Origin of the sequence: Henriciella pelagia (assembly GCF_002088945.1) — a bacterium.
Lineage (GTDB): Bacteria > Pseudomonadota > Alphaproteobacteria > Caulobacterales > Hyphomonadaceae > Henriciella > Henriciella pelagia.
Genome location: NZ_NCSU01000007.1, coordinates 1,019,294 through 1,045,988, shown reverse-complemented (window position 1 = coordinate 1,045,988; position 26,695 = coordinate 1,019,294). Strand labels below are relative to the sequence as shown.

At 59.8% G+C, this 26,695-nt stretch carries 23 protein-coding genes; 12 read left to right on the top strand and 11 right to left on the bottom strand.

The annotated features are described in order from the left end of the window. Positions 1-20 precede the first annotated feature (20 nt). The 5 genes from B8746_RS07875 to B8746_RS07855 form a co-directional block, all read right to left on the bottom strand. Positions 21-2,216 (bottom strand): GumC family protein, encoded by a 2,196-nt coding sequence (locus B8746_RS07875; protein WP_084393069.1) that lies wholly within the window; start codon positions 2,214-2,216, stop codon positions 21-23. Positions 2,217-2,302: 86 nt separating this feature from the next. Next, on the bottom strand, positions 2,303-3,562 hold the full coding sequence (locus B8746_RS07870) for an outer membrane beta-barrel protein (RefSeq protein ID WP_158084565.1): 1,260 nt from the start codon (positions 3,560-3,562) through the stop codon (positions 2,303-2,305). Positions 3,563-3,659: 97 nt separating this feature from the next. Continuing rightward, positions 3,660-4,133 carry a hypothetical protein gene (locus B8746_RS07865; RefSeq protein ID WP_084393067.1) on the bottom strand — a complete coding sequence of 158 codons (474 nt, stop codon included), beginning with the start codon at positions 4,131-4,133 and terminating at the stop codon, positions 3,660-3,662. 79 nt (positions 4,134-4,212) lie between these two features. Continuing rightward, on the bottom strand, positions 4,213-4,800 hold the full coding sequence (locus B8746_RS07860; protein ID WP_084393066.1) for a polysaccharide biosynthesis/export family protein: 588 nt from the start codon (positions 4,798-4,800) through the stop codon (positions 4,213-4,215). A 12-nt stretch (positions 4,801-4,812) separates the two neighbouring features. Beyond that, positions 4,813-5,658, bottom strand: coding sequence for a metallophosphoesterase family protein (locus tag B8746_RS07855; RefSeq protein ID WP_198943711.1), 846 nt, complete (start codon positions 5,656-5,658; stop codon positions 4,813-4,815). Positions 5,659-6,222: 564 nt separating this feature from the next. Here B8746_RS07855 and B8746_RS07845 point away from each other — a divergent pair. Beyond that, a complete protein-coding gene (locus B8746_RS07845) occupies positions 6,223-6,825 on the top strand; it encodes a hypothetical protein (RefSeq protein ID WP_084393064.1) in 603 nt (200 codons plus the stop codon). Here B8746_RS07845 and B8746_RS07840 read toward each other — a convergent pair. Together B8746_RS07840 and B8746_RS07835 are read right to left on the bottom strand one after the other, a co-directional pair. Next, positions 6,764-7,912 (bottom strand): glycosyltransferase, encoded by a 1,149-nt coding sequence (locus B8746_RS07840; protein WP_084393063.1) that lies wholly within the window; start codon positions 7,910-7,912, stop codon positions 6,764-6,766. The two genes, B8746_RS07845 and B8746_RS07840, sit on opposite strands and share 62 nt — an antisense overlap. 56 nt (positions 7,913-7,968) lie before the next feature. Then, positions 7,969-8,676 carry a sugar transferase gene (locus B8746_RS07835; RefSeq protein ID WP_095380842.1) on the bottom strand — a complete coding sequence of 236 codons (708 nt, stop codon included), beginning with the start codon at positions 8,674-8,676 and terminating at the stop codon, positions 7,969-7,971. 310 nt (positions 8,677-8,986) lie between these two features. On the opposite strand from B8746_RS07835, the gene B8746_RS07830 reads away from it, so the two are divergent. After that, entirely contained in the window at positions 8,987-10,291 is a 1,305-nt protein-coding gene (locus B8746_RS07830) for an O-antigen ligase family protein (protein ID WP_084393061.1), read from the top strand. Positions 10,292-10,348: 57 nt separating this feature from the next. Next, positions 10,349-11,272, top strand: coding sequence for a ParA family protein (locus B8746_RS07825; RefSeq protein ID WP_084393060.1), 924 nt, complete (start codon positions 10,349-10,351; stop codon positions 11,270-11,272). A 17-nt stretch (positions 11,273-11,289) separates the two neighbouring features. Here the strand turns inward: B8746_RS07825 and B8746_RS07820 are convergent, their stop codons facing one another. Together B8746_RS07820 and B8746_RS07815 are read right to left on the bottom strand one after the other, a co-directional pair. Beyond that, positions 11,290-12,768: an oligosaccharide flippase family protein gene (locus B8746_RS07820; RefSeq protein ID WP_084393059.1), complete on the bottom strand. Its 1,479-nt coding sequence runs from the start codon at positions 12,766-12,768 to the stop codon at positions 11,290-11,292. Positions 12,769-12,891: 123 nt separating this feature from the next. Further along, entirely contained in the window at positions 12,892-14,106 is a 1,215-nt protein-coding gene (locus tag B8746_RS07815; protein WP_084393058.1) for a hypothetical protein, read from the bottom strand. A 393-nt stretch (positions 14,107-14,499) separates the two neighbouring features. Between B8746_RS07815 and B8746_RS07810 the strand changes: the two genes are divergently transcribed. After that, positions 14,500-16,017: a chorismate-binding protein gene (locus B8746_RS07810; RefSeq protein WP_084393057.1), complete on the top strand. Its 1,518-nt coding sequence runs from the start codon at positions 14,500-14,502 to the stop codon at positions 16,015-16,017. A 43-nt stretch (positions 16,018-16,060) separates the two neighbouring features. After that, a complete protein-coding gene (gene galE / locus B8746_RS07805; RefSeq protein WP_084393056.1) occupies positions 16,061-17,119 on the top strand; it encodes a UDP-glucose 4-epimerase GalE in 1,059 nt (352 codons plus the stop codon). Between the two features lie 61 nt (positions 17,120-17,180). Here the strand turns inward: galE and B8746_RS07800 are convergent, their stop codons facing one another. Beyond that, on the bottom strand, positions 17,181-17,780 hold the full coding sequence (locus B8746_RS07800; protein WP_158084564.1) for an MlaC/ttg2D family ABC transporter substrate-binding protein: 600 nt from the start codon (positions 17,778-17,780) through the stop codon (positions 17,181-17,183). A 428-nt stretch (positions 17,781-18,208) separates the two neighbouring features. Next, a complete protein-coding gene (locus B8746_RS07795; RefSeq protein WP_084393054.1) occupies positions 18,209-18,781 on the bottom strand; it encodes a TetR/AcrR family transcriptional regulator in 573 nt (190 codons plus the stop codon). Positions 18,782-18,990: 209 nt separating this feature from the next. Between B8746_RS07795 and B8746_RS07790 the strand changes: the two genes are divergently transcribed. From B8746_RS07790 to soxX, 7 genes are all read left to right on the top strand, one after another. Continuing rightward, positions 18,991-19,452 (top strand): (2Fe-2S)-binding protein, encoded by a 462-nt coding sequence (locus B8746_RS07790; RefSeq protein ID WP_084393053.1) that lies wholly within the window; start codon positions 18,991-18,993, stop codon positions 19,450-19,452. Between the two features lie 3 nt (positions 19,453-19,455). Beyond that, positions 19,456-21,747, top strand: coding sequence for a xanthine dehydrogenase family protein molybdopterin-binding subunit (locus B8746_RS07785; protein ID WP_084393052.1), 2,292 nt, complete (start codon positions 19,456-19,458; stop codon positions 21,745-21,747). A 198-nt stretch (positions 21,748-21,945) separates the two neighbouring features. Continuing rightward, positions 21,946-22,401 (top strand): (2Fe-2S)-binding protein, encoded by a 456-nt coding sequence (locus tag B8746_RS07780; protein WP_084393051.1) that lies wholly within the window; start codon positions 21,946-21,948, stop codon positions 22,399-22,401. Between the two features lie 15 nt (positions 22,402-22,416). Next, entirely contained in the window at positions 22,417-24,627 is a 2,211-nt protein-coding gene (locus B8746_RS07775) for a xanthine dehydrogenase family protein molybdopterin-binding subunit (RefSeq protein WP_084393050.1), read from the top strand. After that, the gene (locus B8746_RS07770; RefSeq protein WP_084393049.1) at positions 24,624-24,968 is read left to right on the top strand and encodes a c-type cytochrome; all 345 of its coding nucleotides are present in this window, start codon (positions 24,624-24,626) and stop codon (positions 24,966-24,968) included. Before B8746_RS07775 ends, B8746_RS07770 begins: the two co-directional genes overlap by 4 nt. Further along, positions 24,965-26,248 carry an NAD(P)/FAD-dependent oxidoreductase gene (locus B8746_RS07765; protein ID WP_084393048.1) on the top strand — a complete coding sequence of 428 codons (1,284 nt, stop codon included), beginning with the start codon at positions 24,965-24,967 and terminating at the stop codon, positions 26,246-26,248. The genes B8746_RS07770 and B8746_RS07765 overlap by 4 nt, the downstream gene beginning before the upstream one ends. Further along, positions 26,245-26,694 (top strand): sulfur oxidation c-type cytochrome SoxX, encoded by a 450-nt coding sequence (gene soxX, locus B8746_RS07760; protein WP_084393047.1) that lies wholly within the window; start codon positions 26,245-26,247, stop codon positions 26,692-26,694. The genes B8746_RS07765 and soxX overlap by 4 nt, the downstream gene beginning before the upstream one ends. Position 26,695: the final 1 nt, after the last annotated feature.

The following is a 26,695-nucleotide window of genomic DNA, read 5'->3' as shown; positions in this document are numbered from 1 at the left end:
GCCGGTCCGCAGCGGCAATTCTAGTTCGTGTAATATTTCGCGTAGGACTTGTAGCCCGAGTGTCCGTAGCCTTGACGGTGGTACCGGTTTGTATCCACCCGGTTGATCGCAACACCCGCCACTTGTGCGCGGAAATCGCGCAGCAATGAGAGCGCCTGCTTCAGGGCCGCCCGGTTGGTCTTCAGCCAGCGTGACACGACAACGACCTGGTCGACCTTGCTGGTGATGATGCGGGTTTCTGCCAGCAGCAGAAGCGGGCCGGTATCGATCAGGATGAGATCGTAGCGCTCCTCGAGCTGCTCCATCAGATTATCGAATGTCCGCGATCCGAATACGTCGCGCGGCGTATGCCGGTCTGGTGTAAGCGGCAGGATATCAAGACCCGTCTCTTCATCGGTCGTGATCGCTTCTTCAATCGTGCATTCACCGAACAGACATTCCAGGAAGCCCTTTTCCGCCGGCTCCTTGAGCACCGTCTCAGACAGGCGCTTGCGGCGGAAGTCACCATCCACGATCAGGGTCTTCGTACCAGACATGGCCGACATGATGCCAAGGCCATGCGTCAGCGTCGTCTTGCCTTCATCCGGCTGGGACGAGGTGATCGCGACGGTCTTCATGTCATTGTCGAGGTCCGCGAACATGATCGACGCACGAAGATTCCGGAAGCTTTCGGCATAAGCGGAGGTCGGATTGTTGATCAGGTAACGGCGCGGATCCTTTTTCTCATTGCCGACCAGTCTCGGGAAATTGCCCAGGAATGGCACATGGAAGCTCTCTTCGATCTCTTCGCCTGTGCTGATCTGGCTGTTGAGCGCTTCAGCCGCGACCACGGCGCCGACGCCCAGCATCAGCCCAAGTGCAAGACCGATCATCAGGTTCAGACCGGTTTTCGGGAAGGAAGGCGCACGCGGGACCGGCGCGGCAGACAGCAAGCGCGCATCTGCCTCGGCGAGCCCCTCGGATTCATTGGTCTGCTTGAAGCGGGCAAGAAAGGCTTCATAGATCGAGCGCGATGCTTCGGCCGATCTTTCCAGTTCGCGAAGCCGCACGCTCGCCTGGTTGTTCTGGTTCACAGTGTTACGGATCTGGCCGAGATTGGATTGCAGGCTGGCGACGCGCTGACGGGCAATCGATACATCGCTTTCAAGGCTGGTGACAATGCGCTGAAGCTCCGTCGAGATTTGCGACTGGATGTTCGCCTCTTCATTGTTGATGCGCTGGATATCCGGGTGCAGAGGGCCATAACGGTTCTGCAGGTCCGCACGTTCACGCAGGATTTCCGCCTGCTGGCGGCGCAGTTCCGAAATGACGGGCGAGTTCAGGGCTTCGCCGCTGACTTCGGCTGATACACCACGCGCTGCAAGATCGCGCACGGTCGAGAGGCGTGCCTCGGCATCTGCAAGCTCTGCACGGCGCAGGATCAGCTGACCGTTGAGGTCGCCCATCTGCTGCTGGTTGAGCGTTGTGGTGCCGGCCGACATGAGCCCGGACGAGGCACGATACTCCTCAACCGCATTCTCAGCTGCATTCACTTCTGCGCGCAGCTCGGAAAGGCGCTCCTCAAGCCAGGCATTGGCGCGGCGTGTCGCGTCGAACTTCGCATCAAGCTGCTCGACCAGATACTGATCGACAATCTTGTTCGCGATCTGCGCGGCAAGTTCCGGGTCCTGGCTGCTTGCATAAATCTCGATGCCGTAAGTGGTCGCAATCCGACGCGCACCGGTCTTGTTCAGCAGTGAGGAGACAACCAGCTCCATTTCAACGACATCCTGATCGTCCTGTGTGGCCGTGGAAGACGCAGGAGAAGACCCGACAAGGCCTTTCAACCAGGCCTTTGCCTTGTCAGTGAAGCTTGCTTCCTGAAGCAGCGGGTTGAACTCTGGCACCTCTCTGAGGTTCAACTGGCGCACGACCTTCTCGGCGAGCGAGCGCGAGCGGATGATCTGGACTTCGGTATCAACGACGGAGGATTCCGGCGGCAGGCCGGAAAGGACTGAACCGATATCGATCACGGTCTTGTCACGCGAGTCCATTATGACGGAGGCGCTGGTCGAATAGACAGGTGTCGCCTGGAAGGTGAACACGGCGACCGAGATAAACGTGGTCAGAACCACGAAAAGGAACAGCATCAACCGACGCCGAAGCGCGCGAAGCGCCTGCTTCGGATCAGAAATCCTGTCGTCGACCTGACCATAGCCCTGTGTATACGGGACCATCTTGGCGTTTCGCTGATCTATCGGTGCCTGGCTGTTCAATTTCTTTGTCCCTCTAGGTCGCCGTCAAGTACCGCATTTTGCGGGCGTTACGGACGAACCGTGATGCCAACCATGATGCGGTTTTCGCTGAATGGCTGCTGGTTGGAGTCCTGGTCGACGTATTCGAAGGCTCCGTTCAGCGACGCATTGCGATTGAGTTTCCACTCGGTTCCGAGCGTCAGGCGCGTGCGCTCATCCGTCCGGTTGATGTTCTCATATTCGAAGTCGGACAGGCCGACCGAGGCATTGACCAGCCAGTTGCGGCGCAGTTCATGGTCGATCCGCAGGGTCACATCTGTCTGGGTTGCGCCAGCTGCGGCGAGCAGGCCCGGATCGACAACCCGGCGTGACGCAGAACCGGTAACGGTTGTCAGTTGCGTGACGAACCAGCTTGCATTGCCTTCCACAGAAAGGCCGTCAACGTCAGCGAATGCTGGGTCGTCATATTCGAACTGATGGTAGCCCACCGCGACATCTCCGCGGACAAGGAAAGGCAGCTCGAAGTCAGAACCGACACGGAACACCGTGCCCTGCGAGTCCCGGTTGAAATTGTTGAAGGCATTCGGCGCATCATAGTCACGCTCGGTGACGACGCCTTCTGCGAATACAGCCCAGTCGCGTTGCGGCGCGTAGGAGACGCGCACGCTCGCCGAAGTTTCGTCACGGTCGCGGAAGTCCTGGTCCAGCACCGGGCCGGCATTCAGGCGCACATCCTGGTAATCGATCGTTTCGGAGGACACACGGCCGCGGACCTTGATCCGCCCTGCCTCGTAATCTGCACCGATCTCGCCGCCAAGCCGGTTCTGCTCGACGGGCTCAACAGCCGCCGGGTTGCTGGCGACCGACGAGCGCGGCTCATAGGTCTGTTCGGCGATGACGTTTCCGACAAGGCTCACGGCAGAGCTGGCGTCGAGGCGACCCGCAAGACGGCCGCGAAAGTCCGTATTCGATTCAGAACTGGTGTCCTGATACTCGGTCGACTCCGATGACAGGGAAACGGCCAGTGAATGGCGTGACCAGGTCGACTGGACGTCAACAGACGGTCGGAACTGCAGATAGCTGTCTTCGGTCTCATTGGTCGTCGATGCGAAAAGGTTCGAACGGTAGCCCGCACCGATACGGAGGGCGGGCTGAGCCTCGAAGGCACCGAGCCGAATTGGCACAGGATCATATTCCGGTTGTGCCCTTTCGGTCACCGAAACGTACCTATTGCGCTCGTAAAAACTCGACTGTGCGGTCGCAGAACCTGCTGCCACTGCTGTTACGCCGGCCAGAAGTGCGATCCGGGTTGATACTATACTTGCCACTGCAATGTCCCCTTGGAGAGTCCTTACCGTGCTCAAGCAAGGACGATGCCGAAATGCCGCAACACCGGATTAAATCTTCTGCGCGGCCGTCTGCGGCCTAGTTCCGATAGTCCGATGTCTTCTCTGGCGAGTACGAAGACGGCATTTCAGACGATTGCGAAAACAGGCTGAAGTCAGACTTTGCCGCCTTGAAGCGATCGCCGCGCGACGACCTCGTTCCTGTGGACACTGACCGCTTCGACAGATGAAGCTCGGCATCAAACACCGCAGGGCTGGAGCCAGCCAGCCCGGACATGAATGCCGCATAGGACCGCAAGGACCCGCACGCTTCCTGTTCGGGCTGAGCAAGCAAGGTGAAGGCGTCCACGATCTCGGCTCGATCGATGGCGTCCCAATTGGCAAATGAGGCTTCAATCTGCTCCGCGGCTGGAATGAGCGCGTCACACTGGAAATTGTTCTTGATCAGCGACGCATAGAGTTGCGCGTTCGATACGTCATTATTGGCGGCGATGGCCCCTGGAGCGGCGAGTGCGCCTGCGAGCACACCAGCCACGGCAAAGTGGATCTTCATTGTATTGTCCCCGTAGCGTTCAAGCTAACATTACGGTACCTTAACGATACGACAATTGCACGAGATTTTTGGAGAATCCTCAGAAAAATCTTTCAACCACCCGGATCGTGTCACCAGGTTGCACCTTGGTGGTTGGTTTCAGCTCAATCCGGTATTCCTGATCATCGTCCACGCCCTTGATCATTACGATTTTGCGGTTGGCGCGGTAGGTAAACCCCTCGGCTGTCGCAATCGCATTCATCACTGTGAGGCCATTCGTGTAAGGATATTCTCCCGGTCGCGCGATTTCGCCCAGGATATAATAGGGCCGGTAATTCGTGACCTCTGCGTTCACACGCGGTTCGCGCAGGAAGCCGGCGGCGAATTTTTCCTCAGCCAGACGCTGGAACTGCCGGACCGTCAGGCCGTCGACATCAATCTCACCGATAAGAGGCATGGACACATAGCCCTGTCCGTCGACCACAAACTCACCAGACAGTTCCGGCTCATTGAATACTGTGACCCGCATCTTGTCGGCCGGGCCGAGCGTGTATTCAGTCGCAACGCGCTCGGAGATGGCCGTGTCCCCTGCGCCCGCCTGCGGCGAAACGATCGGCACGGATTCGCACGCGGCAAGCAGCCAGCAGAGCAGAACGCCGAGAAAAGCGTGAATTGAATACTTCGGCATGTATTGCCCTCCCTAACGGGTTGAAATGTAACGCATTGTATCGCCTTCTAACCGCACAGCAGTCAGCCGGCCAGAAAAATACGCGCCTGTATCTATGTTGATACGCCGGTTGTCACTATAGGCGTGATCCACGGGCGTGTGGCCATGGACGACCACAAGGTCTTCCCGGCCGGTTGCTGTCAGGAACTCGTCCCGGATCCACAGCATGTCATTTTCGGACTGCTCCTCGAACGGACGGCCAGGCTTCACGCCGGCATGCACAAATCCATATCCGCCAATGCGCTTGCTGACGTCCAGCGTCCTGAGAAAATGGAGATGGTCCTGCGGAAACTTTGCAATGAAGTCGTCATGGGCGATCCGCCATTCCTCGTTCATTGTGAAACTGCGCGGCGGCCGGACGCCATAGGAAACAAGCGTCTCCCGTCCGCCATAGGTCGCCCAGTTTGGCCCGTATTCGGGCCGATCGAGGAATTTCAGCAGGGCCTCTTCATGGTTGCCTTTCAGGAACGTCGCGGTCGGCCAGCGCTCATTCAGCGCTAGCAACATCTCGATGACCTGACGCGATTGCAGGCCACGATCAATATAATCCCCAAGAAAGACAAGGTGCGGCTCTTCGGTGGACTGTGCATCCTCCTCAAGCCGCTCAAGCAGGTTTTCCAACAGGTCGCACCGGCCATGAATGTCCCCAATCGCGTAAACGACAACGCCGTCCGGGACACTGGCCTCCGGCGCCGTGGAAACCGCCGCCAGCTGGGGAGCGCTCGCCTCTTCTGGCTCGGCAAGCTTGGCCACCCGTCTGGCGGGCCCGGACAGCGACCAGCGCGCCAGGAGCTTCTGAACACTGCCAGCCCAACCCACAAGCCTGGATTTCGTCCAAGCGGCTGCGTTACTCGCGCGTGCCCTTAAGGCACGCCAAGTCGCTGCAATGGATTTTCCTATCGCCTGGCGAGTCAATCGTGTCCCCCTGGACGACGCCAACCTGTATTACTGACGCAAAATTACTATAAAGCAATTATCTGGCCAGCACCATTACGGAGGATTGTGGAATTATTGAGGTGGTCAGAATGCTCGGGAAATGAGCATGAATATTCCGGTCCAGGCGAGACTGCAGAAAACAATGAAGAAAACGAAAGTTCTCCATAGAGGCCACTTCGCTTCTGAATCATCTCTTTCGTCTGACATCAAGAGTTCCGGAAACGTTGTATTCTGGTTCATGGCCAACTCTCTACGCAGTGCTCTGAAAATCGAACGCGCCATTACAAGCATGGTTCAAAATAAATCAGAGTTTCTCTGAATACTTCGCATGCATTGAGTCTGGCTGTATTGATTACAGACGCCTTCAATTTACAAAGCGAATGTGAGATCAAGTCGAAAACAAAGTGTTAAGCGAGGAGCGAAAACGGCCCCGTGACCTATCCTTCCATGCCCATACGCCTCCTCGCCACTTTGGCACTTCTGATCGCAGGCGTGATCGTCTCGGTTGTCTCATTCCGGGACGAACTGACAGCCGCATCAATCGCCCGCGACGGAATTTCCGCCGCCAGTGCTCGAGACCTCATTGAAGACGGCAGACCTGCGGCCCTGCTTTTTGCGGCAGCCGACAGGATGGATGCCGGCGACCACTCCGGGCGCGAACTCGGCATGCAGCTCCTGAACGCAGGACTTGAGCGATCGCCGCATAATGCGGATGCGCTGGCGAGGCTGTCTTATCTGCAGTCGCTGGATGCCGGCCGGTTCTCGCGCGACGCGGCCGAAAGCCTGAACCTGTCAATCAAGCAGTGCGGATATTGCAGCAAGGACCTGCTGCGCTGGCGCCTGCAATACGTGCTGCTCTACTGGCAGGATGTGCCAGAACAGATCAGGCGGTCCGTCTTCCAGGGCGCCGATTTCCTGCGCTGGTGGCACTCGGACCACGAATTCCTGGCCGATGCCCGCCGCTACGCACAGTCAGAACTTATTCCGTTCAACCAGTACCAGAGAGCCGTGGGGTCGCAGGTCCGCCCTCATGAACTTCCAGACGATTGAGCTCGATTCCCTGCTCGCTGAGTAGGGTCCGGATCTTTGACTTGAACACCGCCTTGCTGAACGTCTGCGCATGCTCGATGAGCTGCTCGCGCGAGAAGTCTTTCGGATCAAATCGCTCGATCGCCGAGACGAAGGCCGCAACACTCTGCTCGTTGACCAGGATGCCCGAAACGCCGGGCACGACCGTGTCCAGAGCGCCACCCCGACCATAAGCAATGACCGGCTTTCCCGCCGCCATGACTTCCACCGGAATCATGCCGAAGTCTTCCTCGCCCGGGAAAATCAGCGCCTTGCAGCTCGCAAAGTGGCGCTTCAGTTCTGCAAACGGGACGCGGCCGAGGAATGTGATGTTGTCGCGCGCCTTCTTTTCCAGCGCTGCACGCTCCTCACCATCTCCGACAATGATGAGTTTCAGGCCGAGTTCGTTAAAGGCATCGACAACGAGGTCGAAGCGCTTGTATCCGACCAGTTCGCCCGCAGCGAGGAAGTAGTCCGCGCCCTCGTCCGGCGTGACCGCGGAAAACTCATCAACCGCCACCGGCGGAAAAATCACATCGGACTCCCGGCGGTAGAATTTCTCGATCCGCTTGGCGACAAAGTTCGAGTTGGCGACAAACCGGTCCACGCGGGCGGCACTTGCCACATCCCAGGTGCGCAGGCGATGCGCGATACCCGGAAACAGGATTTTGGCGGGCCAGCCGGCAGATGCGTGATAGTGGTGATACTGGTCCCAGATATAACGCATCGGGGAGTGGCAATAACAAAGATGGAAAGACCCCGGCTTGGTGATCACACCCTTTGCCGGCCCGGATTCGGAGGAGATGACGAGATCGTATTCCGACAGGTCCAGCTCTTCCAGCGCTCGCGGCATGAATGGCAGGTATTTCTGATAGTGCCTGTTGGCGAACGGGAGCCTGGAAATAAAGCTGGTGTGGATCGTGTGACGGTTCAGCGTCTCGGACAGTTTCGACCGGTCAACAACGTGTGTGAAGATGTCGGCATCCGGAAACATTTCCGCGAAGGTTTCGAGCACCCGCTCACCGCCTCGCATCCCGTTCAGCCAGTAATGTACAAGGGCGACACGCATGTCAGTCCTTTCAGTCTACCTGAAGGGGACCGGTGCAAGCTCCGGGCCGCGTGGGCTTAGCGAGCGCCGCGTGCTTCCAGCACGGCCGGGATCGTCTTCACCATGATCATGATGTCTTTCCCGAGATGCCAGTTCTCCACATAGTTCACGTCGAGATTGACCCTGTAATCATAGGACGTGTCGCTGCGCCCGCTGACCTGCCAGAGACCGGTGAGGCCAGGACGCGCGCTGAGATAATAGCGAATATGGTCGCCATAGCGCGGCACTTCATCATGCACGATCGGCCGCGGCCCTACGAGGGACATGTCCCCGCGCAGGATGTTCCATAGCTGTGGAATTTCATCCAGGGATGACTTGCGAAGAAATTTGCCCAGCGTCGTGATGCGGGGATCATTGCTGAGCTTCTGCGTGCGCGCCCACTCTTCGCGCGCCTCCGGATTGTTCTGTAGGTATTCCGCCAGTCTCACATTGGCATCCGTAACCATCGAGCGGAACTTCAGGCAGCCGAATTCGCGATTGTTACGACCAATGCGCTTGTGGGAGTACAGCACCGGTCCGCCATCCTGCAGCTTGATGCCAAGCGCGATGAGGATGAGGAGCGGCGCTCCGAACACCAATAAAGATCCTGAAACGAGAATATCAAACGCTCGTTTGTACACACTTGTGCCGCATCTCGATGCCACCGTCGTGCCATTGTTCTGTTTTCGAGCACTGGTGGCGATCGGCTGCGATCCGACCGCACCTTCCATATGATTCCCACGCATCGTAAAAAGTGTCCCCCACCCATTAAAGCTCCCCAGCGCGAATTGTCCCTTGCGCCAGACGAACCGTGTACTGTTAGGCGATGTCCCGTCGCCTGATTGCATCCTGCACCAGTTTATACATTAACACAATGTTAATTTTCGAGAATCTGGCAACAAAATTCAGATTTATGGTTAACTCGTGCGGTATGGATTTCCTGATCTCCGTCCACAGATATCTTGTGACGCAGCCGTCATGATTTCGCGGCCCGGAAGAATCCGATTGACTCGCGCGCGGCCCTCGATTGTACCAGTCCAGTCGGGGGACGGATAAATGCCGGAAAGTTGGATTCAACCAGCGAGTTCAGCCTGCATAGGCGCCGTTCTGAGCGTGCTGCTGGCGAGCATTTTCATGGGCGGCGCCGATCATGCTTACGCCACCTCCATTTGCGTTCTCGGACTTCTCCTGATTGGCGCCTTCGCGCTGTTTCTTGCGAAGTCCCCGCCCGCCGAACCCCTCATTCTCGGAGGCTTGCTGGCGGCCATGGCGCTATCGGGCGCAGCCGGAAACTGGGATGTCGCGCGCACCGAATGGCTGCAGCTCTGCGGCGCAGCCGCGATCTGGAGCACCGGCCGCATCCTCGGGCGCGACCGCTACATCATCAAGCTCGCCTGGTATGCCTCCATGGCGACTGCGATGACAGTCGGGGTGTTCGCCATGATCGTCTACGGGCTGAGCTTCGGCGATGCGCCCGGCGTGTCCCGTATGAAATTCACCTTCGGGTCGGCCAACAGCTTTGCCGCGCTCATGGCCATCGGCGTCATATTGAGTGCCGGCCACATCGCGTACAAGCTCGCCCACCACACATCGCACGACATCTCGATCTGGTCCCGTATCGGCCAGCTGCCCGGCAAAACCATTCTTTCCCTTTCCGCTCTTGTCGTCTGCGCCAGCTGTGTTCTGCTCTCCCTGTCACGGGCGAGCCTTATCCTGACCGCGCTCGCCCTGATGGTCGTGGCCATTGCTTCAGTCCTGTCGGCCCGCGACCTGAGACGCTTCTGGAACAGGTCGGTACGGCAACACCCGATCGCATCGACATCGGCAGTCGCCGTATCCCTGTTCGGGATCGCGCTGCTTCTCGCCACTGAAACCCAGCTCGGTTCGCGCGCCGTCGATCTGCAGGTTGACGCCCAGGATCGCTGGCTGGCCTATCACGAATACTGGAAGGCCTGGCAGCATCATCCGGTGTTCGGCCACGGTCTTGGCAGCTTCAACCAGGTAAATGAACAGCTCACCACGATCGAGAATGCGCCGCAGCTCGTTACCCTGGGGGCTGCTCACAATGTCGGTTTGCAATGGCTGCTACAGACAGGGTTCGTGGGCACGCTCATCATGGCCCTCATCTGGCTGGCCATTCACTGCAGAATAGTCCGTGCACTGCTCAAACCGGTTGAAGGCGCAAATTTGGGTTTTGTCATTGCGGTGCTGGCTGTGTCCGTTTATCTCAGCCTTCACAGTATGATCGACTTCCCACTCGAGCTCCCGGGCATCATGTGGGTGTACAGTTTTCTTTTGGGGCTGGCTTGTGGCATTGCCACCTCTGATACTAAAAGTACCGAAGTGAGCCAGGCATCATAGCAGCTTCGAGCCTGATCTTCTGATGCTTCAGCTCTACAGAAAGTAAGGGGCGCAACATTGTCAGCATCATTCATTGCCGTCGCCAATCTTAAAGGCGGCGTCGGCAAATCTACGACAACACTGATGCTGGCCGATGGGATGGCATACTATTACGGCGCGAACGTCCTGGTTGTCGACTTCGACCCGCAGGCCAATTCCAGCCAGATGATGTTGTCCGAGCGCGGCGTACAGATGGCCTATGACCAGGGCAAGGGTGTCATCAAGCTGCTGGACCAGTTTGCACAGGACCGACCACCAAACCTTGCCGACCTCATCCTGCCGAACGCCGTCAGCCTGGTTGAACTGCGCAAGGATGAGGACCGCGACGAACGCCGTGGCTGGATCTCCACGCTGCCGGCCCATCCCAGCCTCCGCTTTACGGAAATGCATGTCGAGGAACGACTCTACTCCTCCGGCATGCGGCCGAGCCAACTGGCGACAAGGCTGAAGAACCACCTTGCCGAAGCACTGGAGCCTGTCGAAGGCCTTTATGATCTCATCCTCATCGACACGCCGCCCTACCTCTCGCCGCTGGCGCGCGCGGCCCTGATGCTGGCCGATTTCTATGTGACGCCAACGCTGGCCGACCCGGTATCGATCTGGGGCACAAAACAATTCTCCGACTGGGTGTCGGAAAATGTCTGCACCGATATTGCGATGAAGAATTATGTCGTCGTCACACGCTTCAAGAATACGCGCTATGCTCGCTCGGCCGAGCAGGAATTGCGCGAAATCTATCTGGCTGATCGCATGTTTGGCCCAACCATTCCGGAGTCCGTGCAGGTCCTTCAGGCCATGGATCGCGCCGATGTGGACAGCTACAACACGATGCGGGGCAAGTACGGCAATTTGCGCAATGACGTGAAGCGGCTGTCGGAAAGCTTCACGAATTTTCTCGCAACGAATACCGGCTCACGGCTCCCTGAACTCATCCGCAGCTAGTCGCTGGCGTCGCGTGCTCAGACGGGATCTTTTTCCCGTGCCGGCAGGATCGCCACACTCACGCTTTGCAGGGATGCGATTGTCCATTGCCGAAGGGCGATGAATGCCAGCGCCAGATAGGCTGCACATCCGGCGATCGCCGTCGCAATGATGAGCAGCGGGACCGGCTGGCCCGCCATGGCACGCGAGACAGCGTAAACAGCCACAAGGGCCAGCAGCGAGAGCAATACGCCGGGCAGGATCGACCTTGCGACATGGGCAAAGGAAAGCTCTGTCATGTGTGCGAGCTTGCGCAGCAGCAGCACGACATAGAGCAGCGTCGAGGGCACAAGGGCCATCGTCACCGCAACCGTGCCGAACTGCACCGTCGCAAGAAGGGCGACCAGCATCAGTGCAATCTCCATCACGCGTGCCCGGAACAGGAATTTCGACTGTCCGACCGCAGCCAGCTGCGCTGTGCAGACCAGGTCGACCGTGTGGAGGATCTTTATCCAGCACATGATCTGCAGCACCGGCACCATGTCCACCCATTGTTCACCGAGAAGGAACAGCGTGACCGGCCGCGCCAGAATGCTGAGCGCGCCAAGAACGAGGATCATGATGCTGACCGTGACTGCGACGAGCCGGGTCCATAGTTCCGGGGGCAACCTCTCCTCCCGCGACATGCGCCCGACCGCCTGCCAGGTCAGCACCCTGAATGTCTGCGCGAAGAGGTCGAATGCGGCCGTCGCGGTCCGTGCCCCCATCCTGAACAGGCCGACCGCCGTGGCACTCAGAAAGCCGCCCAGGATGATCGCCGCGCCATAGGCCGAGACAAAGGACATCGCGGCGGCCCCGTAGAGGCCCATCGAGAAATCGATGATCGACCGGGCGTGCTCGCGATCGAGCGCCGGCAGGGGAATGGCCCGCACCTTCACGGTCAGCATCGCTGCCATGACGGCCGCAGCACAGTACCTGTTGGCAATCAGCGCCCAGACACCCCCGCCATTCACAAGCATGACCACACCGAGCACAAAACCGCAGACTTCGGATGTCAGCAGAGATGCGTAGTAATATTTCACGTCGCCCTTCCGCAGCAGCATGGCTTCCTGCCAGCTCGCCATCATGGCGAGCATGGGCACCAGAGCGGTCGCGGCAATCAGGGCCGCCAGCAGTCCACCCCAGCCAGCCAGCTTGACGACCCCGGCCACCAGAAGGATCGCGAGAGCGAAGAAAATTGAGAAAATGATCTGCAAGCCGAAAGCGGTGCGCTGTGTCGTATCGAAGTTCGGCTCTTTCAGGACGTAATTGTAGATGCCCGAATACATCTGCATCACCGCAAAATTCATCAGGATCGAGGCAAGGACAAAGATACCGAACAGCTCAACCGTCAGGAACCGTCCAGCCAGCAGCAGCAGGATGAGCGACATGGACTGCGAAATCGCACGCACGACAACGCCCACGACAGCGAGCACGCCAACCTGGCGCTGCGAATTGTCCTGCATTTCATCGCTCATACTGTCCCCTGGCCACCCTGCTGCACCCGCTCGCGATAGACGACAGCAATTTTCATTCCTGTTTCTATCGCTGAAAGTGCGGCAAAATCTTGCTTGCTGCGCAGCGTTATCTGCACGTCCCGCTCACAGCGTTCGCCGAAGGCGGAAGAGGCGATACACGCCTTCCCGCATGGCCTTCAGCGGCCGTTTGAGCCGGGCCGCCACACCCAGACGCTTGCGAACAAAATACTCCCACTCGGTGAGGAAAAGATAGCGATTTGACCGTCGCAACATTGTCTCCACCGCACTTGCAATGTCGTCGCGGCCAAGCCGCACGGCCCTGTTTCGCACATCATGCATGGAATCGACTTCATTTCGGGAGCGAAGATGGAGCCGGGATATCCGGGACATGTCATACACTGACCAGTCAAAGCTCGGTGCGTCCGCCCTGTTCACACCGGCAAGGTCCAGCATCAGCATGGTGCGCGCACACTTCTGGCAGGTCGAGCAATTGGAGAATGCCCCCTCCTGGTGTCCGTGGGCGCAGACATTCATGATCGAAAGGGACCGCTTGTCGTCGGCAAGTGTCAGCGTCTTGTCCCATCGCTCCCATTCGGTGCCATAGTGGTTCACCTCAAGCGTGTCAGACCCGAACAGCCTGTCCGTATCCGGATGAGAGCCCCAGGGCATCTGCGCGAATGCCGGCATAGAGGATGAAATGTGGATCTTGTGCAGCTGTCCCGATAGCGAATGGGCCGCCGCCGCATAAGCAATCCCGTGTGAAAGATAGGCCCAGGCATCCATGAATTCGGGAACCGCCGACATGAGATTGCTCGCGACGGGAATGAATTTGCGACCGGTCAGGTCTGCGAAGGACTGGTAGGCGGTCAGCGTCTCAAACGCTGCCGCGATGTCAGCCTCGTCATCACCGACATGAACCACATGCAGGAGCGCCGTGATGGCGTCCTGAAGCTGGTGCACGGTGAAAAGAGAATCGACACCGGCTGTAAAGAAACAGGCTTCGTCCGTAGTGCCCGTAGACGCTGGCCCATCCCGCGGCGCCGATGGAGCAGCCGTCTTGATCATGCGCCTATTTGGATACCAGCCTGTCCAGATCGTCTGAAGCTTCGCAAAATTTTCAAAGACCGTTTCAGAGACGGGAATATCCTGGGAATAGTCCTCCGCGAGCACGAAAGCGATTGCTGCCCCCAGCAGGAAGAACTGGTCACTCGACACCGGGTCAGGCACCCAGCCAGGCGCGGTCATATGCACCGAAAACGGCTTGCGGCGGCGCGGCTGATAGACTGCCACCTGCTTCAGGAAGCGCCCTCGAACCAGTTCAGTCGATAAGAGTTTCATGCCTGTCCCCGACGGCGCTCGAATGCCATGCCTCCACTCTGGCGCAAGATTTGCACCACGTTTCCTGCCTAAAGCATGGCCAGACGCATTTGGCAAAAAGTCTGTATTTTTGTTAATGAATGGCCTAATGTGAAGGTGGGACAAAATTGGGGACAAGGTGACTTGAGCCTGATTCACGTGGGGTGGATCAGGACTATCCAGACCTGAAGCGACCAGTCGGGGGTTTGCACCGGCCAGTCTGGCGCAGGCTTCGAATTTGAAAGCCGGGTCTGGGTATCCTCTGAAAAAACGGGATCTGGCCAAAGGCCTTTGCGCTGCCAATTTTCGCGGACGTTGGGGCGCCCAGGCGGCCCGGCCCCGACAGAATGAAGCCAAAGAGGGGGACGTTTGGCTATGATCGCACTATTGGTTGCAGATGGGGGACACCCTGCACGCCTGCGAACGCTCTGCCGCAAGCTCGACACTGAAATTCCATCCGAAGCGTGCTTCGAAATTCTGTATGGTCGCTCCGAGACGGCATTCTGGCTCGATAGCAGTTCGCATACGGACGGGCAGGGCCGGTATTCTTTCATGGGCGATGCCAGTGGTCCGTTGTCCGAGACGATCAGCTACAATGTGGAAACCGGACTTGTCCGCACCCACTCCGTAGCCGGAACGTCCATCTCGCGCGACACCATCTTCGACTTCATCAATCGCCGTATCGAAGCCATTGGCTTTGTAGACCAGTGTCCGGCACCCGTCCCCTTCAAGGGCGGGTATGTCGGTTATCTTGGCTATGAACTGAAAGCCGATTGCGGCGGACGCAGGACACACGTTTCGGGCCAGCCAGATGCCCAGTTCGTATTCGCTGACCGCATCGTCGCCTTCGATCACCAGACCCGGACGGCCTGGATGATCTGCGTCATAGAGCCGGGCACCGAACAGGTCGCCGAAGCCTGGTTCAGCGCCGTCGAATCTGCCCTGAAGAACAACTATCTCGTCGCCAAGCCGAAGTTTTCAGCGCTGAACGAAAGCGATCCGAACAATCCGCCTCGCTGGCAACCACGTCAGTCCGAAGCTGACCTGGTGCGGGCCGTTGATCGTGTGCGCGACACGGCCGGCCGCGAAGTCCTTCGCGAAGTGACCCTCTCCAGCAGCTGGTCAGCCACCTATGACGGCCCCGCCCTCGGTATCTACCAGAAGCTCCGGGGCAGCCAGAGCGTACCCTTTGGCGCTTTCCTGAGGTTCAGCGATCTCAAGGTTCTGAGCTTCTCGCCCGAAAGGATGGCCATCATCACGCGCGACGGCAAGGTCAGGAGTGAACCTGCCAGAGGGTCTGTTCCAAGGGGCGCAAGCCCGGCGCATGACGAGGATCTCAAATCCAGGCTGCAGAACAATCAGCAGAGCCGCGCCCGAAACCTGAATGTTGCGGAACTCGTCGCCAGCGACCTTCGCAAAGTGTGCCGCATGGGCACAATTCGGGCGGAAACCCTGTGCGTCGTGGAATCGCTTTCTGCAAACCACCATATGGTCAGCCGCATATCGGGCAAGCTGCGCGGTGACGAAACGGCCGTGACAGGGGTTCGCGCGCTGTTTCCGGCTGGCTCCGTGGTCGGCCCGCCAAAACAGCCCGCGCTCGATATCATCGACGAAATTGAATCCGCCCCCCGGGGCATTCTCTCCGGTTCAGTTGGATACTTCTCCCTCGATGGGGCCGCGGACTTTAATGTCTGTGTTCGCACCATCGTCATCGAGGGGGACCAGGCCTCGACGGCATCGGCAGACTCCATCGTCGCCCTGTCCAGTCCGGCCGCCGAGATCAAGGACCTGATGCGCAAGGAGGAGGGGCTGCGCACGGCACTCCTCTCGGAAGCGCCTCTCGAGTTCGAAACGGTGAATATCGACGCGCCGATCCAGGCGTCCGCAGAATAAGAGACCGGCAGCGAACTCCTCTCGACAAAGGAAAGGTAAACCCATGGAAACTGTGTTCATTGTTGGAGGCGCCGGCTATGTCGGAAGCCACTGCACCAAGGCCATTGCAGAAGCCGGATACAGGCCGGTGGTGGTCGACAATCTGTCCAATGGTCACGAACAGTTCCTGAAATGGGGCGAGTTTGAACACGCCGACATTCGCGATGCGGAGCGGCTCGACGCTGTCTTCGCCAGACACAAGCCGGCAGCAGTCGTGCTGTGCGCCGCACTGATCGAGGTCAAGGACTCGCAGGTCGAGACGGCGCTCTACTATGACAACAATGTCTCCGGCGCGATCAATGTCATTGGCGCGTCCGAACGCCATGGCGTGCGGGCCTTCGTGTTCTCGTCGACCTGCGCCGTCTACGGCGAGCCGGCAGAACAACCCCTTCGCGAGCACTTCCCCATCCAACCGATCAGCCCTTACGGCCGCACCAAGGCGATGGTTGAAGGCGTTCTGGCGGACATGCGCCAGTTCAAGAATTTCCCAGCCATATCGCTGCGCTACTTCAATGCGGCGGGCGCATCCTGGCAGGACGGGATCGGAGAGCGCCACACGCCGGAGACCCATGCGATCCCACTCGCAATCCAGACCGCCCTAGGTCGCCGGGAAGGCTTCAGGATTTTTGGCACCGATTATGACACGCCAGACGGCACGGCTGTGCGCGACTACATTCACGTCCTGGATCTTGCCGATGCGCATGTCCGCTCCATTCGTCACCTGCTGGATGGAGGACAAAGCGACATCTTCAACCTCGGAACCGGGCACGGTCATTCGGTGAAGGAGCTGGTCACAGCCGTGCAGGATCTTTCGCCGCAACCGTTCATCGTCGGCACCACGGACCGCCGCCCCGGTGATCCAGCCCGCCTCGTCGCCGACAATTCCAAGGCAAAAGACATTCTCGGCTGGGAGCCGACCTGTTCATTCGCGGATATTATCGAGAGCGCCTGGAAGTGGCACGCCGATACAGAACCGAGGATTTTTGGACTTGATGCGAAGCCCACAGTCGACGCTTCGGGCACGCCCATGGAGCAAGAGCAAACAACCGTCGCCGCACAGTAATTGAGACGAGGCCCCAAAAAGAAAACGCCCGACTCGCAGAGGCCGGGCGTTGTATTTGATATCAGCTCTTCAGCTGCGCAATCAGATCGTCAATGTCGCCATTGTTCTGGTCAAGAATAGCCTTGAACTGTGCGCGCTGCTCGATCGCAAACCACACATCCTGGACCTGGATATCGACCACCTTCCATGGCCCGTCCTGGATGACGCGCCAGCTGATCGTCTGGGGCATCTCACCCTCAGGCGTGACCTGGGTCGAGACGATGACATCACTGCCGCCGCGCTTGGCAATATCGGTAACGTTCAATTCGCCGCCCGAAAATCCGCCAAGGTGGGCTTTGAGCTGGTTTTTCGCGTAAACCTGGAAAGCCTCGACATAGCCCGTTTTCTGGGCGTCATTCAATTCGGCCCAGGTGTTGCCGAGTGCGAACTGCGCGACGCGGTCAAGGGCAACAAGTTCAAGGATGCTGTCAGCTTCGGCATCGGACACGGTCTTGTCGTCGAGGGCGCTGATCGTGCGGTCAGCGGCCTCATCGACCACCTGAACGGCGCCGGAGTTTTCTTCGCTGGCATGGGCCAAGGCTGACGTCGAAGCGAAAGTGATCATGCCGAGCAGGCAGGCCGATAAGAGTTTTCCGGTTCGGCTTTGGATTGATGCAGGCATTCTGTCTGTTCCCTGTGATTGGGCGCGTGGCGAAGCGCCCGCGGCGTGACCGAAGATCGTTCTGATCCCCCGCAGCCATGATGGCATGCGAGAATTCAAACGCAGACACACCGGAAGGGTTGCACCGCATGACCATGGTGCGAGTGCCGAACCGCAGCACGGTGACCAAAGCTGTTCCTGTTCAGCACACCCAATCGCGCGGCCTTCTCCTGTGTCCGGCAAATGATGTATTCGCGGATCGACAGGGCTTCCTCCTCGTTGAGGACATCCCAGCGATCGTGTAGGGGCCTTCAGCGTCAATCGTGTCAGTAGTCCGGACAGGCTCTTCTGTCGCTCATCACAGCACTGACATGCCGTCTGGACGCCTGCGCCTGAAGCCCCTTGCGCAGCTCATCCACGCGCACCCTCACATGCGAATCTCGAAGCAGTTACGGAGCCAGCGGGCCCCGTTTCGAAACTTCCCGCAGATAGTTCATCGATGACAGGACCACTTTTGCCATCCGGCTGCCGCCACGCTCCACCGCATTCAGGCGCGAGGTCTCCAATGCCTGAACCTCTTCGAAGGCCAGGTCGACGAGCAGGTCTTCCCGCGTCGGAAAGATATTGTGGGCCTGCGCCTCACTCATGGCGAGCTTCTTTGCGACAGCTTTCAGCGTGACGTGATGCAACCCGTCTTCCAGCGCCATCTTGCGCGCGCACTCAAGCATCAGGCGGCGGCGCTCATCAGCTGACAGCCTCGATCGCTGGCAACGGTCACGCCCTGAGCTTCCGCCGATCGTGACAATACCGTCCGGATCACTGATCGAAGCGGGCCGCTCAACCTCCCCGCCGCGATGACGCCCTTGCCAGTAGCCCTTAGGCGGGCGCTCGATATCCAGCCGGTCACATATCTTGGCAAGCCCGTTGGGCGACACACCGAACTCCTCGGCGAGGACAGATACCGGCTTCGCCCAGACAAGGTCGAGCAGTTCGCAACGCTTCAGCTTGGTGGGTGCGGCCATATTTCGTGTCTAATCCCAATACCCGCAAAGACAATCGGGCGGCTGAAGCCGCCATGCATGCGGGACCTATGCAAGCATTCGGTTAAACATTTTCGAGAGCAGCGTTTGCAGGCAAAGGTTTTGTGGTAGGTATTGATCAAACGGACGACAAGATCCGGCCACTCTGGCGAGACCGTCAGGATCGATCAATCGATGCACGGGGAGGAAATATGACAACGTTCAAACTCAATGGTCGCGATGTCACAATCGATGCGGAGGATGATACCCCGCTCTTGTGGGTCATCCGCGACGAAGCCAATCTCACCGGCACGAAGTATGGCTGCGGCATCGGCCAGTGCGGCGCGTGCACGATCCATATCAACGGAGAGGCGCGGCGCTCCTGCATCACACCGCTAGCGGCGGCAGAGGGTGCCGAGATCACCACGATTGAAGGCCTCGATCCCGCCGGCGAGCACCCCGTCCAGAAGGCGTGGCAGAACCTGCAGGTTCCTCAGTGCGGCTATTGCCAGTCTGGCCAGATCATGACGGCAGCAGCCGCCCTCAAGCAGAACCCCGACATGAGCGATGACGATATCGACGCCATAATGACCGGCAATCTCTGCCGCTGCATGACCTATAATCGCATTCGTGCTGCTGTGCGCGAAGCGGCCAATACGATGCGGGAGGGCTAAGCGATGAAAAACCTGAAGACCCCACAATTCTCGCGCCGTGGCTTTCTGGTCTCGACAGCCGGCGCCGGCGTCGCATTCAGCTTCCTCGCCGCCTGCTCGCCAAGCGGTGAAACCGTTACCGAACCAGCGATGCCAGCCGGCGACCCGGAACCGGAAGTCACCTATGAGCCGGTCAAGTGGTACACGATCGACAATAATGGCATCGTTACCGTCAACATCATCCGCGCAGAAATGGGCCAGCATGTCGGCACCGCCTTGGCCCGCATCCTCGCCGACGAGCTTGAAGTCGACTGGGAAAAGGTCCGCATCAATCACGTCGATTCCGATCCAAAATGGGGCCTGATGGTCACTGGCGGCAGCTGGTCGGTCTGGCAGACCTATCCGCTCTATTCACAGGCAGGTGCGGCAGGCCGTGAGGCCCTGATCGCTGCGGCGGCGACCTCCATGGGCGTGGCAGCAGGCGATTGCCGCGCTGAGAACGGCTCGGTTATCTGCGGCGAGCAGTCCATGAGCTATGGCGACATCGTCGCCGCTGGAATGGAGAAGACTTTCTCCGACTCCGAACTCGCCGCCATCGAGCTGAAACCCGTCAGTGAGCGAAAGCTGATCGGCAAGCCCGTCAAGAGCCTCGACATCAAGGAAAAGACAGATGGCACCGCCATCTTCGGCATCGATGCCAAGCTCGACGGCATGGTCTATGCCCGCCCGGTACTGCCGCCGACACGGTATGGCTCGACCGTCAATTCCATTGATGACAGCGCCGCCCAGTCCATTCGCGGCTATCAGCAGGCCATCGCCATCGATGATCCGTCGGGCACGACCTCCGGCTGGGTGCTGGCAATCGCAGACACCTACCCTGCCGCCATCAAGGCCGCCGACGCGATCCAGGTGGACTGGACACCCGGCCCCGGCGCAGACGTGTCTGAAGAAGACCTGCAGGCCCGCGCCCGCGAACGCCTCGCTGACACCAGCGTCGGCGCAATCCTCGACACTGGCGATGTCGAGACAGCCGCAGCATTCGATAGTGCCGAAACCATCGTCGATGAGACCTATACGACGAGCACTGTCCTTCACTTCCAGATGGAGCCGGTGAACGCCCTTGCCGCGATGAATGGCGATGTCATGGAAATCCATACCGGCAATCAGTGGCAGAGCCTTGTCCTGCCATGGCTCGCCAGCGCCCTCTCCATGCCGGCGGAAAAAATCGTGCTGAAGACCTATCGGCTCGGTGGCGGCTTCGGACGCCGGCTGAATGGCGACTATGCCGTCCCTGCAGCCATCGCTGCAAAGCAGCTCGGCAAGCCGGTCAAGCTCGTCCTGACCCGCGAAGATGACTCACGGTTCGACTCCGTGCGCTCGCCCAGCGTGCAGCGCGTGCGCCTTGCTGCGGATGCCGATGGCAACGTGACCGGCATGGAGCAGCATGTTGCCGCCGGCTGGCCGACCAAGGCCATGGCCCCCTTCTTCATGCCTGCCGGCGTGAATGGAGAGAAATTCGACCCGTTTGCCATAAGCGGTGCCAATCACTGGTATTCGGTCGGTGCACACCGCGTTCGCGCGATCGAGAATGATCTTGCGAATGAGACCTTCCGGCCTGGCTGGCTCCGCTCGGTCGGTCCGGGTTTCACCAACTGGGCGCTCGAAAGTTTCATGGACGAAGCGGCCATTGCCCTTGGCAAGGACCCGGTCGAGTTCCGCCTTGCCCACCTGACCGGTGAAGGCCGCCAGTCTGGCTCTGCCCCGAACGCCGTCGGTGGCGCGAGGCGCCAACATGAAGTCTTGCGCCTCTGCGCCGAGAAAGCCGGGTGGGGCAAGTCGCTGCCGGCAGATACCGGCATCGGCATCGCGACCAGCTTCGGACAGGAGCGCGACATGCCGACCTGGGTTGCCTGCGCCGCGCAGGTCCATGTCGACCGGTCGACCGGGAAAGTCACGGCGGAGAAGCTGACACTCGTCGCCGATGCCGGCACGATCGTTGATCCTGATGGTGCGCTCGCCCAGATGGAAGGCGCCTCGCTCTGGGGCCTCTCCATGGCGTTGCACGAAGGCACGGCTTTCGAGAAGGGTGAAGTGAAGGACCGTAACCTCAACACCTACACACCGCTCCGCCTTCAGAACACGCCAGAGCTCGACATAACCTTCGTGGAGAGCCCGGAAGTGCCCGTCGGCCTTGGCGAGCCGGCAACCACGATTGTCGGTCCTGCCATTGGCAATGCGATCTATCAGGCAGTTGGCGCACGCCTGCGTCATATCCCGATCACGCCGCAAGCGGTGAAGGCGGCGCTCGACGCCTGAGCGCCCCGGTAAAACTCTGACAGACAGCCGCCGGCCAGTTCGGCGGCTGATTTTTATTCGCATGACAAGAGAATTTTCGAGTGGCTCTGGCCCTTCTCGAGAGAGCGCATTAGTCTGAAAATGAACGGACGGGATTTTCGACGTGCTGCGCACCCGGATTCGATCATCCGCCACCCCCGGCACGAGGAGGCTGACTTCATGGCAAACATCAAGGTAAATGGTGAAACGGTAAGTGTGGACGCAGAGGATTCTACGCCCCTGCTCTGGGTGCTCCGCGAACATCTCGGCCTTACCGGCACGAAATATGGCTGCGGCATTGCCCAATGCGGAGCCTGCACCATCCATGTCGACGGCCAACCGGTCCGCTCCTGCACCTATCCTGTCGGAGCCCTTTCGGGGGAAGAAGAGATCACGACCATTGAGGGGCTCTCCGAAGATGGCAGCCACCCTGTCCAGCAGGCCTGGGTCGAAATGGACATTCCGCAATGCGGCTTCTGTCAGCCCGGCATGATCATGGCGGTTGCGGGCCTGCTCAACAACAAGCCGGACGCCACCGATGAGGACATCGACCAGCAGATCACCAATATCTGCCGGTGCGGGACCTTTGCTCGCGTGCGCAAGGGCATCCACCTCGCCAAGACGAAAAAGGCTTAAGGGGAGACGACGGACATGGGTGATACAATCAAACTTTCCCGCCGCAATTTCATCATCGGCACTGGTGCCACCGGGCTGACCATCGGCATTCTGGCATCCTGCTCGCCGGGCGAAAGCGCGGATACGCCAACCCCGCCCATGGCGGACGCCGAACCGGTTCCCGAGGTCAATGCCTGGGTCCACATCAAGCCCGATGACACAGTAACGATCCGTATCGCCCGCTCGGAAATGGGTCAGGGCACGCTCACGGGTCTCGCCCAGCTCGTCGCCGAGGAGCTCGAATGTGACTGGGAGAAGGTGACGACCGAGTATCCGACGCCCGGTGAAAACCTCGCGCGTGACCGCGTCTGGCGTGATTTCTCGACTGGCGGCTCGCGCGGCATTCGCGGCAGCCATGACTATGTTCGCGAAGGCGGCGCTGCGGCACGCCTCATGCTCATCCAGGCCGCCGCCACCCGCTGGGGTGTTCCTGTCAGCGAATGCTCGGTTGCCAAAGGCGTCATCACGCACGGCCCATCGGGCGACACGCTCACCTATGGTGCCGTGGCGGACGATGCCAGCAAGATCACCCCGCCGACGGACATCACCCTCAAGGACCCCTCCGAGTGGACGATCATCGGCCAGCCGAAGCAGCGTCTCGATACGGTCGACAAGACCACAGGCGCGCAGAAATACGGCTCCGACATCATGCTTGACGGCATGCTGAACGCGGCCATCAAGCAGCCGCCGAAACGCGGCGCAACGCTCGCCTCCTTCGATGAGTCCGCCATTGCCGACATGCCGGGCGTTCGCAAGGTCGTTGAGATTGACGGGCAGTTTCCCGGCGTTGCTGTTGTCGCTGACTATTGGTGGCAGGCAAAGACTGCGCTCGATGCCCTGCCGATCGAGTGGACTCCGGGAGAAGGCTCTGACTTCTCCAGCAGTGCCTTCGAAGCCGAGCTGGACGAAGGGCTTGAGGCCGAAGAGGCCTTTGTCGGCAACAAGATCGGCGATGTCGATGCTGCGTTCGACAGCGCCGCACAGATCGTCGAGGCACGCTATAATGCGCCGCTCCAGAACCATGCCTGCATGGAACCCATGAACGCGACCGCCATCTGGACCGAGGATAAATGCGAAGTCTGGTGCCCGACGCAGAACGGCGAGGCGGCGCTGGCCGCTGCCGCCGAGGCTGCCGAGATACCGATCGCGCAGTGCGATGTGCACAAGCTCCTGCTCGGCGGCGGCTTCGGTCGGCGCGGCATGAACGACTATGTCACCCAGGTCGTGAAGATCGCCAAGCAGATGCCGGGCACGCCTGTCAAACTGCTATGGACCCGTGAAGAAGACATGGAGCATGGCTTCTATCACCCGATCACCAAGGCCCGGTGCCAGGGCGCGCTCGATGCTGACGGTAATCTGACAGGGCTGAAGATCCGCATTTCCGGACAGTCCATCCTGTCCGGCCTGATGCCACAGGCCCTGAATGACGGCATGGACGCCTTTGCCTTCCAGGGCCTGCTCCCAAGCGGTGTGGATGCGCGCGCTGAAGACCAGACGCTGAAATACACCTTCCCGGCTGTCCTCTTCGATCACGCGATGCGGAACCCGCCCGTTCGCCCCGGCTTCTGGCGCGGCGTGAACGCGAACCAGAATGCGATCTATCTCGAATGCTTCATGGACGAACTTGCCCATGCGGCCGGCCGGGACCCGCTGGAGTTCCGTCTCGCCCATACACAGGACAGCCCGCAGCTCGCCGCCGTCCTGCAAGCCGTGGCTGACAAGTCCGGCTGGGGTGCGGAGGATGGGCTTTCCCGCGGCCTGTGCGCCTTCTACTCCTTCGGCAGCTACACCGCCGCCTGCGCGGAAGTGACCGTCAGCGAAGAGGGCGAGCTGAAAATCCATCGCATCGTTGCCGCCACCGATCCCGGTTATGCCGTGAACCCGCAGCAGATCGACGCGCAGGTCGCCGGCTCCTTCGTGTACGGCCTCTCGGCTGCGCTCTATGAGGAAGTGACCTTTGAGGACGGCGAAGTTCAGCAAAAGAACTTCAACACCTACCCCTCGATGCGCATCGCCGCGATGCCCGAAGTCGAGACGATTGTCATGCCGTCCGGCGGCTTCTGGGGCGGCGTGGGTGAGCCGACCATCGCGGTCGCGGCGCCTGCCGTCCTCAATGCCATCTATGCGGCGACCGGCAAACGCATCCGCCAGCTCCCGCTCAAGGACCAGTCACTGAGGGACGCATGATCCGAAAGGTCCGGGGCCTCATCCTTGCGGGCCTCCTCGCAGGGGCTGGTCTGGCTGCCTGCTCGCCAGCGGCAACGCCCGATGAGAGCGTAGGGGCGCAGGCCAATGCAGGGCTCAGCCCTGTGGCTGGCCTCGCCCTGACCTGCTCAGGCTGCCACTCAAGTATGGGTGGTGGCATCGCCGACATCAGCGACTATACGAGCGAGGCCATCATGACGGCGCTGGACCGATATCGTCTCGAAGTCGACGGCACGACGGTCATGCACCGTCTGACCCGCGGCTATAGCGAAGACCAGCTTCAGGCCATCAGCGACTATCTCGGTGCGGGGCAAGACGAATGAGCAAGCGTGTCACCCTCTCTCGCAGGCACTTGCTCGCTGGCCTCGCGGGAACGGCAGCGCTGCCCGTACTCGCACCCCGTGCGATTGCGCAGACAAATGCCCGCCTCGTTGTCATCGGCGGCGGCTTTGGCGGCGCGACAGCTGCGAAATTCCTCAAGCACTTCCTGCCCAATACCTCTGTCACCCTGATCGAGCCGAATGAGACCTTCGTCGCCTGTCCCTTCAGCAATCTCGTGATTGGCGGACAGAGAGAGATCAGCCAGCAGGCTTTTACCTATGACGGTCTGCGCGCGCTCGGGATCGACGTGGTCCACCAGACCGCAGGGGATGTGGATGTCGATGCCCACACCGTCTCCCTTCTGGAAGGCGGCGGGTCGGTTGCCTACGACAAGCTCATCATGTCGCCCGGCGTGGATATCCGCTGGGGCGCGCTCGAAGGCTATGACGAAGCTGCCGCGGAAGTCATGCCGCACGCATGGAAGGCGGGCGCTCAGACCTCGCTCCTTCGCCAGCAGCTCGAAGCGATGGAGGATGGTGGCCTGGTCGTCATGTCCGCCCCGCTCGCCCCTTTTCGTTGCCCGCCCGGGCCCTATGAGCGTGCGAGCCTCATTGCGCACTATCTGAAGACGCAGAAGCCGGCATCAAAACTCCTTATCCTCGACGCCAAGGACAGCTTCTCAAAGAAGCCGCTCTTCCTCGAAGCCTGGGCAAAGCTCTACCCGGATCATCTTGAATGGCGCGGCGCAGCTGATTTCGGGCGAGTGGTGTCCGTCGATGCCCCGACCATGACGCTGTCGACTGACTTTGAAGACATCGCCGCCAGCGTCGCCAACGTCATCCCGCCGCAAAAGGCAGGCGAGATCGCTGAGCGGGCCGGCGTCGCCGACGAGACAGGCTGGTGCCCGATCAATCCTCTCGACTTCTCATCAACCCTGCAGCCGGACATTCATGTCATCGGCGACGCAACCATCGCCGCGCCAATGCCGAAATCAGCATTCTCCGCGAACCTGCAGGCCAAGTTCTGCGCCATGCAGATCGCGCGTCAGGTTGCCGGACTCGACCTTGAACCGACCGTGCTCGCCAATACTTGCTACTCCTATATTTCGCCCGATCAGGCGATCTCTATCACCGGTGTCTATTCGAATGCCGATGGCCAGCTTGCCAGTATCGACGGCGCGGGCGGCCTTTCCCCCGAAAACGCCGATGACAGCGTTCGGACCGCCGAAGCCGCGCAGGCCGACACCTGGTTCCGCACCATTACGCAAGAGGCGTTTGGGTGAGAGTTGTCCTTGGCTGCGCCATGTCGATATGGCTCGCAGCGTGCCAGCCGGATGACGCCTATCAATTTGCCAGCGATGTCGAGGTCGAGGGAGACGCCATCGTGCGCAGCCTCGAAGGCAAGGCCGGCAATGCCGAACGCGGCCTCACCGTCTTCACAGACCGCGACCAGGGCCATTGCGTGCTCTGCCACGCCATCGAAGGCCTCGATGTGGAATTTCAGGGCGATGTCGGTCCACCGCTCACCCATTTGGGCGATCGTCTGACCGAAGGCCAGATACGGATGCGCATTGCGGGCGCACAGAAAATTTGGCCAGAAACCGTTATGCCCTCATATTACCGCAAGCACGGTCTAAACCGGGTCGGACGCGAATATCTCGGAGAACCTGCGCTCAGCGCGCAGCAGATCGAAGACCTCGTGGCCTATCTTTCAAGTCCGAAGGCCTGAA

Coding starts and splice junctions, on each gene's coding strand:
- B8746_RS07830 (WP_084393061.1), top strand. CDS start 8,987: ATGCCGGAAAGTTGGATTCAACCAGCGAGTTCAGCCTGCATAGGCGCC.
- B8746_RS07775 (WP_084393050.1), top strand. CDS start 22,417: ATGGGTGATACAATCAAACTTTCCCGCCGCAATTTCATCATCGGCACT.
- B8746_RS07800 (WP_158084564.1), bottom strand. CDS start 17,780: ATGCCTGCATCAATCCAAAGCCGAACCGGAAAACTCTTATCGGCCTGC.
- B8746_RS07780 (WP_084393051.1), top strand. CDS start 21,946: ATGGCAAACATCAAGGTAAATGGTGAAACGGTAAGTGTGGACGCAGAG.
- B8746_RS07860 (WP_084393066.1), bottom strand. CDS start 4,800: ATGCCGAAGTATTCAATTCACGCTTTTCTCGGCGTTCTGCTCTGCTGG.
- B8746_RS07875 (WP_084393069.1), bottom strand. CDS start 2,216: ATGGTCCCGTATACACAGGGCTATGGTCAGGTCGACGACAGGATTTCT.
- B8746_RS07845 (WP_084393064.1), top strand. CDS start 6,223: ATGCCCATACGCCTCCTCGCCACTTTGGCACTTCTGATCGCAGGCGTG.
- B8746_RS07820 (WP_084393059.1), bottom strand. CDS start 12,768: ATGAGCGATGAAATGCAGGACAATTCGCAGCGCCAGGTTGGCGTGCTC.
- galE (WP_084393056.1), top strand. CDS start 16,061: ATGGAAACTGTGTTCATTGTTGGAGGCGCCGGCTATGTCGGAAGCCAC.
- B8746_RS07840 (WP_084393063.1), bottom strand. CDS start 7,912: ATGCGTGTCGCCCTTGTACATTACTGGCTGAACGGGATGCGAGGCGGT.
- B8746_RS07765 (WP_084393048.1), top strand. CDS start 24,965: ATGAGCAAGCGTGTCACCCTCTCTCGCAGGCACTTGCTCGCTGGCCTC.
- B8746_RS07790 (WP_084393053.1), top strand. CDS start 18,991: ATGACAACGTTCAAACTCAATGGTCGCGATGTCACAATCGATGCGGAG.
- B8746_RS07835 (WP_095380842.1), bottom strand. CDS start 8,676: ATGCGTGGGAATCATATGGAAGGTGCGGTCGGATCGCAGCCGATCGCC.
- B8746_RS07810 (WP_084393057.1), top strand. CDS start 14,500: ATGATCGCACTATTGGTTGCAGATGGGGGACACCCTGCACGCCTGCGA.
- B8746_RS07795 (WP_084393054.1), bottom strand. CDS start 18,781: ATGGCCGCACCCACCAAGCTGAAGCGTTGCGAACTGCTCGACCTTGTC.
- B8746_RS07770 (WP_084393049.1), top strand. CDS start 24,624: ATGATCCGAAAGGTCCGGGGCCTCATCCTTGCGGGCCTCCTCGCAGGG.
- B8746_RS07815 (WP_084393058.1), bottom strand. CDS start 14,106: ATGAAACTCTTATCGACTGAACTGGTTCGAGGGCGCTTCCTGAAGCAG.
- B8746_RS07785 (WP_084393052.1), top strand. CDS start 19,456: ATGAAAAACCTGAAGACCCCACAATTCTCGCGCCGTGGCTTTCTGGTC.
- B8746_RS07865 (WP_084393067.1), bottom strand. CDS start 4,133: ATGAAGATCCACTTTGCCGTGGCTGGTGTGCTCGCAGGCGCACTCGCC.